The 13,165-nt window shown below is 69.4% G+C and carries 15 protein-coding genes and 1 pseudogene; 2 read left to right on the top strand and 14 right to left on the bottom strand.

Going from position 1 to position 13,165, the window contains the following annotated elements; translation table 11 throughout:
• Nucleotides 1-117 precede the first annotated feature (117 nt).
• The 5 genes and pseudogenes from ABZ452_RS01465 to ABZ452_RS01485 form a co-directional block, all read right to left on the bottom strand.
• A pseudogene (locus ABZ452_RS01465) lies at nt 118-558 on the bottom strand (chlorophyllase); the annotation flags it as partial.
• Nucleotides 559-912: 354 nt separating this feature from the next.
• A complete protein-coding gene (locus ABZ452_RS01470; protein WP_357937676.1) occupies nt 913-2,385 on the bottom strand; it encodes a tyrosine-type recombinase/integrase in 1,473 nt (490 codons plus the stop codon).
• Nucleotides 2,382-2,786, bottom strand: a complete 405-nt coding sequence (locus tag ABZ452_RS01475) for a hypothetical protein (protein WP_357937678.1) — start codon at nt 2,784-2,786, stop codon at nt 2,382-2,384. Before ABZ452_RS01475 ends, ABZ452_RS01470 begins: the two co-directional genes overlap by 4 nt.
• The gene (locus ABZ452_RS01480) at nt 2,761-3,681 is read right to left on the bottom strand and encodes a DUF2637 domain-containing protein (protein WP_357938169.1); all 921 of its coding nucleotides are present in this window, start codon (nt 3,679-3,681) and stop codon (nt 2,761-2,763) included. The genes ABZ452_RS01475 and ABZ452_RS01480 overlap by 26 nt, the downstream gene beginning before the upstream one ends.
• A 380-nt stretch (nt 3,682-4,061) precedes the next feature.
• Nucleotides 4,062-4,949: a replication-relaxation family protein gene (locus tag ABZ452_RS01485; RefSeq protein ID WP_357937680.1), complete on the bottom strand. Its 888-nt coding sequence runs from the start codon at nt 4,947-4,949 to the stop codon at nt 4,062-4,064.
• Between the two features lie 477 nt (nt 4,950-5,426).
• On the opposite strand from ABZ452_RS01485, the gene ABZ452_RS01490 reads away from it, so the two are divergent.
• Nucleotides 5,427-5,939: an HAD domain-containing protein gene (locus ABZ452_RS01490; protein WP_357937682.1), complete on the top strand. Its 513-nt coding sequence runs from the start codon at nt 5,427-5,429 to the stop codon at nt 5,937-5,939.
• A gap of 37 nt (nt 5,940-5,976) precedes the next feature.
• On the opposite strand, the gene ABZ452_RS01495 is transcribed toward ABZ452_RS01490, so the two are convergent.
• Genes ABZ452_RS01495 through amcA (ABZ452_RS01520) form a run of 6 tightly spaced genes read right to left on the bottom strand, consistent with a single transcriptional unit; the run spans nt 5,977 to nt 9,104 of the window.
• A complete protein-coding gene (locus ABZ452_RS01495; protein WP_357937684.1) occupies nt 5,977-6,546 on the bottom strand; it encodes a kinase in 570 nt (189 codons plus the stop codon).
• Between the two features lie 15 nt (nt 6,547-6,561).
• A complete protein-coding gene (locus ABZ452_RS01500) occupies nt 6,562-7,224 on the bottom strand; it encodes a pentapeptide repeat-containing protein (protein WP_357937686.1) in 663 nt (220 codons plus the stop codon).
• Between the two features lie 59 nt (nt 7,225-7,283).
• A complete protein-coding gene (amcA, locus tag ABZ452_RS01505; RefSeq protein WP_357937688.1) occupies nt 7,284-7,466 on the bottom strand; it encodes a multiple cyclophane-containing RiPP AmcA in 183 nt (60 codons plus the stop codon).
• Nucleotides 7,463-8,599 carry a cyclophane-forming radical SAM peptide maturase AmcB gene (gene amcB / locus ABZ452_RS01510; RefSeq protein ID WP_357937689.1) on the bottom strand — a complete coding sequence of 379 codons (1,137 nt, stop codon included), beginning with the start codon at nt 8,597-8,599 and terminating at the stop codon, nt 7,463-7,465. The genes amcA (ABZ452_RS01505) and amcB overlap by 4 nt, the downstream gene beginning before the upstream one ends.
• On the bottom strand, nt 8,596-8,943 hold the full coding sequence (locus tag ABZ452_RS01515; protein WP_357937691.1) for a hypothetical protein: 348 nt from the start codon (nt 8,941-8,943) through the stop codon (nt 8,596-8,598). Before ABZ452_RS01515 ends, amcB begins: the two co-directional genes overlap by 4 nt.
• Nucleotides 8,940-9,104, bottom strand: a complete 165-nt coding sequence (gene amcA / locus ABZ452_RS01520; RefSeq protein ID WP_357937693.1) for a multiple cyclophane-containing RiPP AmcA — start codon at nt 9,102-9,104, stop codon at nt 8,940-8,942. Before amcA (ABZ452_RS01520) ends, ABZ452_RS01515 begins: the two co-directional genes overlap by 4 nt.
• A gap of 369 nt (nt 9,105-9,473) precedes the next feature.
• Between amcA (ABZ452_RS01520) and ABZ452_RS01525 the strand changes: the two genes are divergently transcribed.
• The gene (locus ABZ452_RS01525; RefSeq protein ID WP_357937695.1) at nt 9,474-10,700 is read left to right on the top strand and encodes a helix-turn-helix transcriptional regulator; all 1,227 of its coding nucleotides are present in this window, start codon (nt 9,474-9,476) and stop codon (nt 10,698-10,700) included.
• 6 nt (nt 10,701-10,706) lie between these two features.
• On the opposite strand, the gene ABZ452_RS01530 is transcribed toward ABZ452_RS01525, so the two are convergent.
• The 3 genes from ABZ452_RS01530 to ABZ452_RS01540 form a co-directional block, all read right to left on the bottom strand.
• Nucleotides 10,707-11,387, bottom strand: coding sequence for a YdcF family protein (locus tag ABZ452_RS01530; RefSeq protein WP_357937697.1), 681 nt, complete (start codon nt 11,385-11,387; stop codon nt 10,707-10,709).
• Between the two features lie 146 nt (nt 11,388-11,533).
• Complete coding sequence (locus tag ABZ452_RS01535; protein WP_357937699.1) at nt 11,534-12,331, bottom strand: DeoR family transcriptional regulator; 798 nt, start codon at nt 12,329-12,331, stop codon at nt 11,534-11,536.
• A 259-nt stretch (nt 12,332-12,590) separates the two neighbouring features.
• A complete protein-coding gene (locus tag ABZ452_RS01540) occupies nt 12,591-13,058 on the bottom strand; it encodes an IS3 family transposase (RefSeq protein ID WP_357937701.1) in 468 nt (155 codons plus the stop codon).
• Between the last annotated feature and the right edge of the window lie 107 nt (nt 13,059-13,165).

The following is a 13,165-nucleotide window of genomic DNA, read 5'->3' on the forward strand; positions in this document are numbered from 1 at the left end:
CCGGGTATTCGCGGCGCCTTGCCGACGACGGGCGACACCTCACCGATCCGGCAGTCTCGTAGGCCTAGATCTTCGTCGGCACCGTGAACGCCTCATCGGTTGTGATCTTCAGTGTCGCGCAACAAGGAGGTCCGGGGTGGTCATCTCCGCGAAGCTCGGGCTCATGAACGAGAAGCGCTCGGCGGCAAACGGCGTCAGGTCCGCCCCGCCGGTGCCCGGCACGACGAGCAGCACTCCGGCGGCGATCTGGGGGTCGGACAGGTCCTCACCCGGGGATCCGTCGGCGTTGCGGACCCGCGCGCCGAGCAGCATGCTTGCCGACTGGGCGCCCCAGGAGTGTCCGGCGGCGGCGATGCGGCTGCGGTCGAGGCGCCCGGCGAGTCCGGGCAGGGCGGTCTCGAACGAGGTCGAGCTGGTCGAGGACCCGGGTCAGGTCCTCGACCCGGACGCGCCAGATCCGCGGGTAGCGGGGATCGTCGGGCGTGACGTCGAGGGTCCGCGAGTCGAGATGGGTGGGCTGGACGACCAGAACCCGTGGGCGACCCAGAAGTCGACTGGGCCCTGTGTCGAAGTCGTTGCCCGGGCTTGAGCTGCTTGTTTGATGATCTCTGCGTGGCGGAGGTCGAGACGCAGCGAGGTCTCCGGTAGATGGTTCAGCGACCAAGCAGAACCGGAAACCGGAGACCTACCTGGCGGACCGGCGGGAGCAGGCTGGTAATACTGCCGGTGCCGAGGCGCTGCACCAGCAGGCCCGCCGACCGTGGCGACACCACAGCGCTGCGGAAACTGGCCGAGCTCCGCATGCAGGCAGGCGACACCGACGACGCCGACTACCTGAGACGCTTCGGACTTGCCGATGACGGCTCGGTGGCAATCTGGCCCTGGCCATCTGATAGACGGTGAGCCTGCGTCTTATGCCGGTCTTGCGGTGCCACTGCGTCTTGGTACGACGGCGGCGGTTGCTTCGGCGGCGGCGTGTGAGAGTTCGGGGAGGACGTCGCCGTAGAACTTGGCGGTGAAGTGTGGGCTGGAGTGGCGCAGCCGGTTGGAGATGACTTTCATCTGGACGCCGGCGGCGAGGCCCATGGTCGCGGCGCCGTGGCGGAGGTCGTGGAGCCGAATGTGTGGCAGCCCGGCTTGCGTGGCCAGGTGGTGGAAGTGGCCCGTGACGTCCGCAGGGTGGAGCCGCCCGCCAGTGGGCGTAGTGAACACGAGCCCGGTGGTGGTCCAGGCAGTACCGGCGGCGAGACGCTCGCGCTGTTGCCGGGCACGGTGGGCGCGCAGCACCGCGACGGTCTCGGTGTCGAGAGCGACCGCGGCCTCGCTGACGGTGGTTTTGGGGGTGTCGATGGCGGTGGCCCAGCCGTGTTGGACGAGTTGCCAGCGGACGGTGAGGGTGTGGGCGTCGAGGTCGAGGTCGTCCCAGTGCAGGCCGCAGGCTTCGCCTCGGCGTAGGCCGGTGAAGGTGATCAGGTGGTAGAGGGCGTAGAGCCGGTCGCCTGCGTCGTGGGTGTGGTCGAGGAATCGGCCGGTGTGTTCGGGGGTCCAGATCATGACGGGGCTGGGGGTTTGGCCGGTGTCGCGCCAGGTGCGGATGCGTTGGTCGGTCCAGATGGTGGGCTTGGGTGGTCGGGCGGTGGGTAGTTCGATCATGAGGGCGGGGTTGGTGTCGATGTAGCGGTGGCGGCGCATCGCGTCGTTGAGGGCCTTGCGCAGGGTGGCGTGGATGACGTGCAGGGTCCGGTTGCCGACGATCCGTTGGTTCTTGACCTGGTCGCGTTTGGCGGGGTCGCGGCTGGCGCGCAGGGTGGCGATGGTGGTGTTGCGTTCGGCGATGGCGCCGTACATGGCGTCGATGTGGCCGGGGCGGAGCCGGTCGATGCGTAGGTGCCCGAGGTGCGGGATCAGGTACAGCCGGATGTGCCCTTCGTAGGAGCGCAGGGTGCCTGTCTTGATGTTCTTGCGCCCAGCCAGCCAGTCGGTCAGATACGCCTGCATCGTGGGTAGTTCGGTCGGGGTGATGTCCAGGTGCAGCGCCCGCCGGACCTGGTCCGGGCTGGGCACGGGCGCGCCGGTCTTGACGGCGGCCTCGATCAGGTCACCGGTCTTGACGGTGACGTGCGCGTCGGTGGGATCGGGGACAGCGAGCGCGGCCCGGATGCGGTCCAGGACGGCGTCGGCGTCGGCCTGGGTGGCGTAGGGGCCGTGGCGGAGGGTGCGGCGGGTGCCGTCGGCGCGGGCGGGGATTTCGATCTGCCACTGCCAGTGGCCGTGGGTGCGGGACCAGCCGCCGCCGGGCCGGCGAAGCTGGGGACAGGAGCGTCCCAGTCGCCGGCCCGTGACGCTGTCGCGGCAGCCGCAGCGTTTGAAGGTGGATCCCTTCACTCATGGTCTCCTGGATGCTTTCTGTGGTGTCGCCAGCGGTGTCGGGTGGAATCCGCTGGTGGCGGGGTCATCGCATCCACGCTCACCTTCGCGGCGGCTTCAAGTCGCCCGCCGCCGGTAGCGGCGGGGTCAAGTTCGAGGAGCTGGAGGAGGGCGGCGACGGGGACGATGATGCGGCTGCCGGCCCGGATCAGCGGTAGAGGGAACTGGTCGGTGGCGGCAAGCCGGTACGCCTGGGATCGGCTGATCCCGAGCACCGACGCGGTGGTGGCGAGGGTGGTGGTCACGCCGAGGGCACGGATGCCCTCGACCGTCCACACCTCCCCGACACCGGGCACGGTGGTGGCGCTGTCGGTCGCGGTGCGGGTGCTCTGGTCATCGTGATTCGTTGGGCTGTTCATGATCAGGGTTCTCCTGGTTATGAGATGGATGACTGTGCGGCACGAGCGGGGTGATCCCGTCGGGGTCGACCGGCGCAGGGATGGCTGCCCGGTCACCGCTGCGCCGCTGTGGCGCCAGAGGCGGTGGCGTCGGCTTGATCGGCACGGCCGGTTCCACGATCAGCTCGCGTGATGCCGACGCCTCGACCTTGACGGTCTTGAGCAGTTCGGATACTCGGGTGTTGGACACGGTGTGACCGGCGGCGCGGAGGGCTTCGGCGAGCGCCGCCCGGGTCAGGGCCTGCCCGTCCGCCGCCAGCCGGTCCCGAACAGTTCGCGCCGCTGACAGGAGCTCGGCCACGTCGCCGGACGGCTGCGCGGACCGTCCCCGGTCCGCTCGCCGAAGCCGGTCCCGTCCGCCATGTCGGCGAGGAGCCTCCGGTAAGCGGACGGTCCGGGTCCTGGACCGCTCCCCCGCCGTGACAGCGGACCACACCGTCTCGCCCGGTCCGCTGTCCGGAACGGTCCGTCCGGCTTCGTCCGGTCGGTGGTCCCCGATGGTCCCTGGGTTGGTGGGCGTGGCGGTGGTGGTGCGTCCGAGGGCGATCTTGACCATGACGAGGAACCCGAGCGCCGGTACGGCGGCGGCGACCCAGCCGATGACCGAGGGTTCGGCCTCGACGACCTGTGCCGCCAGGGACAGGGTGACGGCGCAGGCCAGCACGGTTGCTGGGAACACGGTGGATGTGTGGGCGCGTTTGCGGCGGCGGAGTTCTAGGCCGGAGGCGATGGACATCAGCTCCAGGACGGTCGCGTCGGCCCAGGCCAGCCAGCCGGGTTGGCCGTGCGCGGCGGCCACGTTGTGCACGTGGGTGAAGCTGGCCGCCCCCGCCGCGCCGCCGATCGCCAGCATGATGACGACTTGGACGACACCCTCGACGCGGCTATCGCGCGGACCGCCGTCCGGGTCACGGATCGGTGCTGTCGTGGCCCATCACCTCCTCGCTCCGGACCGGGGTTCCAGTCCGTCCGGAAGTCGCAGGAGGCGGGACCGGATTGCGACCGGCCCGGCGTCGGACAACCGTTGGGACGGGGACCGGACGCCGGCTGCGGACTGCCCGCCGCGGACGCGGGACTCGGACACGGTCCGGCCGCTGTGGGAGCGGACGTCCGCTGCTCTCACGAATCTGTCAGCACCGGCCGAGCCGCTTACGACAGATCCGCGACAGACGCCGACAGTTGCTGTTCGATCCGCAGCGGAGGTACTGTCCGCCGCCGCCGTCGTGCCGTCGCCGATCACGCGGCCTCACCCGCCCGGCTGGAAACGTCAACGGCATACCGGGCCAGATCCACAAGCCGCAGCCGCTGCCCTTCCCCGCTGGCCACGGCCCACACCGCCTCCGCCGGGCCCAGGCCCGCCGTCGCGGCGTGGTCGCGGGCCCCGGTGGCGACCGGCACCATCAGCGGCACGTCGGCCAGGACGCGGCGTAGGTTGCGTTCCCGGGCGGCCGAGTGCAGCCAGAACAGCACCGGCCACGCCCGCCCGATCTTCGAGAACAGTTCCTGGTAGCCGTCCACCTTGCCGGCCAGGATCGACAGCTGCTCGGCGCCGGTGTCGTACTCGACGAAGAACGGCACCTCGACACCGTTCTCGACCCACCGGCCGTAGCCGTCCGGGCGGACCCGCGGCTGGTATGCCCGCACCAGCCCCGGATCCTGCCGGCTGGTGAACGTGCCGGCGCGCTGGCACACCACCTCCGGGAACCACTCCACCAAGCCAGCACCCGGGCGGGTGCGGGCGTGCCCGGCCAGGTCAGTGAAGAAGCCGTTCACTCCGAGGCGGTGGGCGAGGCTGCGGGTCGAGGTCCAGCGCCGTCGCTCCACCCGGGCGTGGTCCCGCCGGGGTGGGCGTTCGTCGCGGCTGGCGGCGACGACCTCGGCGCCGAGTTGGTCGATGACGTAGTGGTACGGGTACGAGCCGCCGTCGGCCCGCTGCGGCCGGAGCCGGGCCACCAACCGCAACCGGTACAGGGTCCGCAGCCGCCGCTGACAGAAGTCCAACGACGGGAACAGGGCGGTCGCGATCTGGAACGACGTCAACACGCCGTGGTCGTACAACCAGCCCAGCAGCACACGATCACGGCCGGTCAGCTGGGACTGGACCCGAAGGACCGGATCATCCACCGGCTACCACTTCCTTCCCAGGTAGGGGATACCAGCCCCAGGGGGAGAGACCCGAGACTAAGCAGGGTCTGTCGCAGGACAAGGCTCCAGTGCTGACCGGCGGGTTGGCCTGCGGTGTGAGAGGAAATAGGGGGTCTGTTCGGGGGTCCGGCTGAAGACTGACGTCAACGCTGACGCCAAGCCCGACCCCCGCACGGAGATCAAGCCGGAACTCGCCACTGCCAATGCCTATGGCAGTAGGTGAAGGTGTCGGCGAAAGCACGAGAACTCCTTGGTTGAGGGTGTGGAATGTGGTGTTGCTGGCGTGTTCGGGTCACCGGCGCTGTCGGAGCGGGAAAGGCCGAAAGGCAGCCGGGCGCCGCCCCTGCCGTGGTCGCCATCGGTGGCGCACCCAGCCGGCACGGAGCAGCAACGAGACGAATGGCCGTGGGAAAGCGCGGAGGTAGCCGTTGGCGCGTGAAGCTAGCCTGTGGGGTCATGTCCGCCCCCGCGCAGCGTCCGTTGCTGTTCCTTGATGTGGACGGCACCCTCATCCCGTTCGGCACACCCGCGGCGGCTGGGCCGGACATGTCGCATGGCCGCCCCGTGGCACCGGCTCTACCGGCCGATGCCCATCCCCTGCTGTACAAGGTCGATCCGGGACACGGCCGCCGGCTGGTGGCCCTGCCGTGTGATCTGGTGTGGGCGACGACCTGGATGAGCGACGCGAACGACGTGCTCGCGCCGCTGCTCGGGCTACCGACCCTGCCGGTCGTGGACTGGCCAGACTCCGACGACGCTGGCGCCTTGCACTGGAAGACCCGTGGGCTGGTCGAGTGGGCGCAGGGACGCCCCTTCGTCTGGGTCGACGACGAGATCTCCCACGCCGATCAGCAGTGGGTGTCCACTCGTCACCACGGTCCGGCGCTGCTGCATCGGGTTGATCCCCGTCGCGGACTGACCGAGCGCGACTTCACCGCCATCGAGAGCTGGCTCATGCAGCCGCGGTAGGGCGAACATGCGGCGGTGGCAACCCGGCCGGACTGCCCTATGGGGACGGTACGTACGGAAGCAGGTCGTCGTCGCGTCCGGTCTGGGGTAGCTCGGCAGCAGTTGCGATGGCCTCGACGGCCTCGTGCAGTCCGGTGGTCTCGGGAAGGACAAGTTCGTCGGGCCAGCCGAGGACGTCGTGGGCGGCGTACCAGCCGCTCATGTGCTCGGCGGTGAACTCACCGGCCTGCGGGCGCGTGAGGTGTCGCCGCAGGGTCTCGGGCAGGGATACGTCGAGGTAGCAGAACAGCGACCGGCCGCGGTGGCCGTCCCGCAGAGAGGTCAGCATGCTTCGGTAGCGGCTGGTGTGCATGATGCCTTCCAGCACCACGTGGTAGCCGTGGTCCAGCCCGAACCGAACGGTCTGCCCGATCAGCGCGGGCGCGGCGCCACCGAGCAGATCTCGTTCGCGCAGCAGGATGCGGCGCAGGTAGTCCTGCTCGACCAGGGCGCAGCCCCGGCCGTACCGGCGTCGTAGCTCCCGGCCGATGCTGCTCTTGCCTGAGCCGGAGTTGCCCCGGACGCAGACAAGGATCGTGTCCGGGCTGCCAGTGGGTTCAGCGACCACGGTGCCTCCCCGGCTTCAGTCGTTGCGGACGGTGAGGGTGAGGGCGGCGACGGTCAGCCGGGTGAGGTCAGGGAGTTGGTCCTCGCCGAGGGTGACGCCGCGCAGGTTGTCCAGCGGCGCCTTGAGGCCCGGGAGGCGGCTGCCCCGCAGGTCGGCGCCGTCGAGGTGACAAGAGTCCAGTTCCAGGCCGGCGAGGTCACATGACCGAAGTGCGATGCGCGGCAGTCGGCAGGACGACCACGCGCCGTTGGTGAGAGTGCAGTCGATGAACGCGACCGAACCGGCGGCGCTGGCGCGGTGGAGGGTGGCGTAGTCGAAGCGGCAGCCGTCGAACAGGACGTCCTTGAGGCGTACGTCGGTGAGTCTGGTGCCAGTGAACCGAGATCCGATAATGGCGCACCGTTCGATGGTGATGCCGATCAGGGTCGCGCCGGAGAAGTCGGTCCGGGTGAACTCGCAGCCGAAGAGGCTGCCCGCCTCCCAGGTGCTCTCGCTCAGGTCCACGCCGGTGATCAGGCTGCTACGGATACTGACGTCCTCAAGGCGCGAGCCGTGCCACGCTGCGCCCTCGACGAGGGCCTCGGTGAGGCCGCCGGCGAGGTCCGTGGTGGTGTCGAGGTCGTCCGGTTCGAGGTCCGGCAGCAGGACTTTCACGTCGCCGATCATGGTGGTGCGCATGTGTCCTCAACCTGTGTGGGCGCGGGGTGGGCACGCCACCCCGCGCGTCCGTCGCGGGGCTATTTCTTCTTGTTCCAGTTGTCCCAGCCGGGTCGGCTGTCGAACTTACCCTTGTTGGCCCAGGTGGGGCGGTTGTCGAACTTCGCCGCGTCGATCGGCTCTACCGACCGCTGGGGGTCGACGCCGAGGCGGGTGAGTTGCTCGGGTGCGGCGTTGACGAGGACCGCGAGGGCGTTGGTCATGGTGCTTCTCCTGGAGGGGTGAGGTGCTCCGCGGCGGCGCGGACGAGGGCCTGTCGGGTGGTTCGGCAGTAGGTCGTTTCTCGGGCGGTGAACGTCGCGTGCTCGAAGTAGCGGTTGCCGGCCTGGGCGCCGCGGCAGAAGTCGTAGAAGGCGCAGTGGTCGGCGCAGTCGTTGAGGGCCGTCATGAACTCGGCGACGTAGCCCAGGTCGCCGGCGCCGGCAAGCATTTCGGTAATGGGTTGCTGAATGACGTTGCCGGCGATGAAGTCGCCGTATCGCGGCTCGGTGACGCCGAGCAGCTCCGGTGACAGCAGCACCACCTGCCCATCCCATGAGACAGTCGGGATCGGCTCGTACGGGGCGTGGTCGACGTGTCCGGCGCGGGTGGCGGCGAGATAGTCGGCCAGCCGGTCCAGGTCGCGGATCCGCAGCGGGCTGGCGCCGACGCGAAGTGCGATGAGGCGCTTCCAGAACCGATACGCGGCATCCTCCGACACCGGCGCCCGGTCAGCGCCCTCCTGCTCTTCGATGTTGAAGCCCACCGACTCGCAGCCGGGCAGGCCGGTAAAGAAGTCGACGAGGGCATCCGCCTGGTCGATGGTTTCCGGTGTGACAACACAGATCACCGAGTACCTCAACCCCGCGTCGGCCAGGGCCTGCATGCCACGCAGGGTTCGGGCGTCCGTCGGGTTGCCGGCCCGGTCGAGGCGGTTACGGTTCAACGCGCCCGGTCCATCGATGCTGACCCCGACCTCGAACCCGTAAGCGGTGAACAGCTCGCACCACTGCTGGTTGATCAGCGTCGCGTTCGTCTGGATCTCGTGACGGGCCATTCCCGCGTGCCGGAGCTCCTCAAACGGGGCCAAGAGATCCCGGAGCAGCCCGATGGGTGTGGCAGTGGGCTCGCCCCCGTGCCACACGACAGTCACCGGATGACAGCTGTTCTGCAGGGCTATCGACTCCGCGCAGGCCCGCGCGACCGCAGCGCTCATCAGGCGGAGGGATCTCCGGTCGGGCAGGTAGCAGTAGGTGCAGTCGAGGTTGCAGAAGCTCGTCGGCTGCACGACCAGCGTGTGGAAGCTGCTGGCGACCGCCGGTTGGCCGGTGGCGTTGATGAGGCCGATGCCGTTCACGAGGGGGCCTCTTCGATGCTGACGGCCGTGGGGCTACTGACGCGGTAGGCGTGGGTGTGGCGGGCGGGCCAGCCGAGGAACCGGTCGAACATGTCGGCGGCGCTGCCCGTGACGCTCGGGTTGAGCCGGTGCAGGTCGTCGATCGCGTCGTGCAGGCAGCCGGCCAGGTAAAGGAACAGGCTCACCGGCACTTCCCGGTACTCGGCCAGGAGCGCGAGCTTCGCCGCGCCGCAGGGCCACGGCTGCCCGCACCGGCGGCACAGCCACAGCGGGCGCATTGGCAGATGTTCCACCTCGGCTGGCGCGAGCCGGTTGACCACAAGACGGCGCTGCTGGCCGCTCACCGGGGACCGCCCTCGCGGGCTTGCTGCTCGAACAGCCGACGCCACACGAAGGTGAGCAGCGGCGGATCAGCGGGCCACACCTGTCCCGGCAAGGCCGTCCACCCGGGCTCGGGGCGCCGGGACCGGCCGGCCATCGCGTTACGCGAGACGTAGACCGTCATGCCGCCACTCCCGCCAGCAACGATGAGCGGCGGGCTCGCCGGGGGAAGGGCGAGCCCGCCGCCGCATCACGGCGGCTGGGAGCAGACCGCCGATCACCCACCCGCGCAGCCCTCATGGCGGTACGCAGGCGGGGACAACGCCGCGACAGTTCGCTCCCGGACGGGCCGAGCCAGCGGCCCAAGCCGTGGTGTGGTGCGCCGCTCATCGATCCCTCCATCTGCAGCTCCCTGTCAGCCATCCCGACACCGGCATCGACACACGCCGGTGATCCGAGGTGAACTGAACGTAGGGGCGGCCCCTTCGGAGGACCGGGAAAATCCGTACCGGGTCCAGCGGCCTTCAGCGGGCAGGGTGATGGTGTGCGAGGGATGACGGACGACATGACGATCGGCCAGCGCGTCGCCTTCTACCGGCGTCGGCGCGGGCTCTCACAGGAGGTGCTGGCCGGTCTGGTCGGCAAGACGCAGGAGTGGTTACGCAAGGTCGAAACGAACCGGGCCGACCTGGACCGGCTGTCGGTCATCCGCGCGATCGCCAAGGCCCTCGACGTGTCCCTCGGCGACCTGATCGGTGCACCGAGCCTGTTCGAGTGGTCGGACGACTCAGGGCGCGAGACCATCCCCGCCTTGCGGGCCGCGCTCCACGACTATCGCCACCTCGCGCCAGCGCTGGCCAGCACGGGGGACGTCGAGGCCGCCGCCCTGCGCGAGATCGAGAACGACGTCGCCGAGATCTGGACCGCCTACCAGCACTCGCGGTACGGCACCCTCGCCCGCCGGCTGCCCTACCTCATCCACGACCGCCTCACCGCCACCGAGGCGTACGACGGAGACGACGGCCAGCGCGCGCATGCGATGACCGCCTACGCCCACCAGCTCGCCGCGCTGTTCCTCACCAAGCTAGGCGAAGGTGACCTCGCGTGGACCGCCGCCAGCCGAGGTCTGGCCGCCGCCAACGCCAGCCACGACCACGTCGTCATCGGCTCACTCAGCCGCTCCGCCGCGCACTCGCTGGCCTCCATCGGTGAGTACGCCCAAGCCCGAGGCCTCGCCGCCACGGCGGCACAGTTCCTGGAACCACGGCTCGTCAAGCCGACTCCACAGCTGCTGTCGGTCTACGGCAGCCTGCACCTCGTCTGCGCGCTGGCCGCCGCCCGAGACGACGACCGCGCCTCGGCCGACACCCACATCACCGAGGCCGATGCCGCCGCACGGCGACTCGGTGCCGATGGCAACCACGTGTGGACCGCGTTCGGGCCGACCAACGTGTCGATCCACAAGACGACCGTGGCGATGGAACTCGGCGACGTGCAGCGCGCCATCGCCATCGGCGCCCCACTCGACACCAGCACCGTGCCCGTCGAGCGGCAGGTTCGCCACGCCATCGAAACCGCCCGAGCCCTTGCCCGGTGGAACCGCATCGACGACGCGCTCGCCGCACTCCTGGACGCCGAGGTCATCGGCCCCGACCAGGTGCGCTACCACCAGCTCTCCCGCGACCTCGTCCGGGACATCCTCACCCGCCCCCGGCCCCCTCGACTGGCCGTCGAACTCAGCGACCGGATGGGCGTCCGGTCGGGAGGGCCGCGCTGGTAGCTGGGCTCAGATCAGCCGGCTCGTGTAGCCAGCCGCTACCAGGCGCTCGAAGGCCGCCCGTACCTCGTCTGGTATCTCCTGCGGGATCGCGAACCCGCGCTCGGCGTACACCTCGATCCGCTGCGTGTCGCCGACCAGCATGTCCACCACCCGCCGCGGGTCGCCGATGCTGCTCACATAGTCGTCCAGTTCGAGCGGGTTCGACGCGCACACCACATCGGCCTCCGGCCACATCAGCCTGCACGTCGCGTAGGCCCGACGCTGCTGGTAGGGCCGCGACATGATCAGCACCGACCGCACCGGAATCTGGTGTTCAGTCAGGAGCTGACGCGAGTACTCCAGGTTCTGAGCGGTGTTCGTGGCACACGGCTCCACGAGAATCGCTTCCCCAGGTACGCCCTGCTCGACGGCGTACTCGCGGTAGTGCACCGCCTCTCCACGCGGGAACCGCTCGACGGTCGTCGGGGCGTTCGCGCCGGTAAACACGATTCTTGGGAACAGGCCCTCGTGAAACAAGCGCGTCGCGATGACAGCCACGCCGAGGTCATGACTGCCCAACCCAATCCCCACGTCGCACGGGCGCAACTCGTGATACATGTCGTGGTAGCGCCACAGCGTCTCCACGTCCGCCCGGATAGCGTCGGGAATCGCCTCGGCATGTGCCGCCGCATGCCGGTTCATCAGCACCTACCACTCCGGTTCGCGCTAAGTTCCCTCATGCCGCCAGCGTAGGGGTAGCAGGGCAGCACGACGCCGCTGACTCCAGCACCACTCCGCCTACCTCGTCGCGATCAGGAGGTTGATGGTGGTAGAGGCATCGTGACGTGGTGAGGTCAGGATCCGACCTCGACGAGGCGGCGCCTACCACTCTCGCCCGGCACCTGCCATAACTGATCGTCCGGCCAGTGGCGATACAACAACTGCTGCGTGGTTGTGGCGACAGCATTCCGCAGTGGCTCCCGGAGCAGGTCAGCCCGCAACCGTTCCTCTCGCTCGGCGTCCTGAGCGATCACCAGAACCGCCCCGACCGGCACCAGCCGGTCCGCGCGCCGGTAGCCGGCCAACAGTCCACCCAGCCCTGACGCCGGCCGCTCGTGCTCGGCGACAACGTCGCCGATCGGGCCGCGGTCGACGTGTACCAGGAACCGCAGGCACCGCCCGTCCTGCAGCCAGACGCCATAGCCGTCGGCCCGCAACCGCGCCAGGTCGTGCTGGCGCAACCACGCCGAGGTCCCCATCGTCGCCAGCCACTGGAACAGCTCGCATCGCCCCGGGTTGCGCCGCGACACCTCCACCAACGGCAGAAACAACAGGGCATCCGCCTTGCCGGAGGGCCGCTGACCCAACCGCAGCGGAACCGACCGCCCCGACGCTGTCAGGGCCCGCCGGAGCACGTCGGTCCCCTCCGCCGTAACCCCGTACCACCAGGTGTGGGTCCGGTCCTCCGGCGAACGGTCGCGGCGCACCAGTCCCGCCTCGTACAGCCACACCAGGTCCCGGTGAGCCGTCAGCCGCGACACCGCACAGACAAGCGCCACGTCCAGCGTCGAGGCAGAAGCGTGCTGCGCCAGGTACAACAGGATCCGCCACTGCCGCGGGGACAACCGCCGCGCGGCATCCTGGTCACCCATTCCCCGATGATCCCTCCGAACCCCGGCGGTCCGACATCCTGTTTCCCACAGCCGTGACAGAGAGTGGTCGATGCTCTGGCCGGGAGATCGGAAGCCAGGGACCGCCGTGAGCGGCGACAGCGCCCGCCGTGGGCCGTTGGGCCAGGCGTCGGCAGGCCGTGCGAGCACCCACATACCCAAATCGTGGTTTTGGGGCCGATTCTGGAGATCACTGTTCAGTGAATCAGCCGAAGAGCCGAGGACAAAGAAAACGAAGCGGTCAAACCGGGCTGCCAGAAGTTGATCTCCACGGAGAAATCGCACCGCTGTAGCGATCGCCAGAAACGCCTGACGCGCGCCTTCCCGGCTCGACGATGAGGCGCCACACACTGAGACAGTGGGTTACTGAAAGTGACGAATCCAGGCGAGCCTTCCGCGCCGGCGTTCGGCTGGGCAGCGCGCCCACCCGGTGCCCTCGCCTAGACAGAATGCGGACCACCGCGCCGCTGTTGCTCCAGCCTCGGAGCAGGAACGGGCCCCGCCAGCCCTGTTGCACCATCAGCCACTCGACTCGCTTGCTGCCGTCGCGGATGCCGTGGCGGCGTAGCTGCCGGTGCAGCCGGTCAGCGCCGTAGGTGTGCCCGGACGCTTCCCTGAGAGGCCATGCGTTTGACGAACCCAGCCTTACGGGCCGCACCGACATGCCGGGCGATCGCCGAGATCGTCCAGCCCTGCGCCCGCAGCGCATGGATCTCCATCTGCCTCCTACGAGAGCAACGCCAACCCCCTTACCCCCGCACGATCACCGGCGCAAACGGTTGCAGGGTCCAACGGCGATGGCCAGCCACACGACGT

Source organism: Micromonospora sp. NPDC005707 (assembly GCF_040631005.1).
Lineage (GTDB): Bacteria > Actinomycetota > Actinomycetes > Mycobacteriales > Micromonosporaceae > Micromonospora.

Bases quoted from the DNA above. Each gene is read 5' to 3' on its own strand.
- ABZ452_RS01490 (WP_357937682.1), top strand. From the start codon at position 5,427: ATGTCCGCCCCCGCGCAGCGTCCGTTGCTGTTCCTTGATGTGGACGGC.
- ABZ452_RS01535 (WP_357937699.1), bottom strand. From the start codon at position 12,331: ATGGGTGACCAGGATGCCGCGCGGCGGTTGTCCCCGCGGCAGTGGCGG.
- ABZ452_RS01540 (WP_357937701.1), bottom strand. From the start codon at position 13,058: ATGCGCTGCGGGCGCAGGGCTGGACGATCTCGGCGATCGCCCGGCATG.
- ABZ452_RS01475 (WP_357937678.1), bottom strand. From the start codon at position 2,786: ATGAACAGCCCAACGAATCACGATGACCAGAGCACCCGCACCGCGACC.
- ABZ452_RS01500 (WP_357937686.1), bottom strand. From the start codon at position 7,224: ATGCGCACCACCATGATCGGCGACGTGAAAGTCCTGCTGCCGGACCTC.
- amcA (WP_357937693.1), bottom strand. From the start codon at position 9,104: ATGACGGTCTACGTCTCGCGTAACGCGATGGCCGGCCGGTCCCGGCGC.
- ABZ452_RS01525 (WP_357937695.1), top strand. From the start codon at position 9,474: ATGACGGACGACATGACGATCGGCCAGCGCGTCGCCTTCTACCGGCGT.
- amcA (WP_357937688.1), bottom strand. From the start codon at position 7,466: ATGACCAACGCCCTCGCGGTCCTCGTCAACGCCGCACCCGAGCAACTC.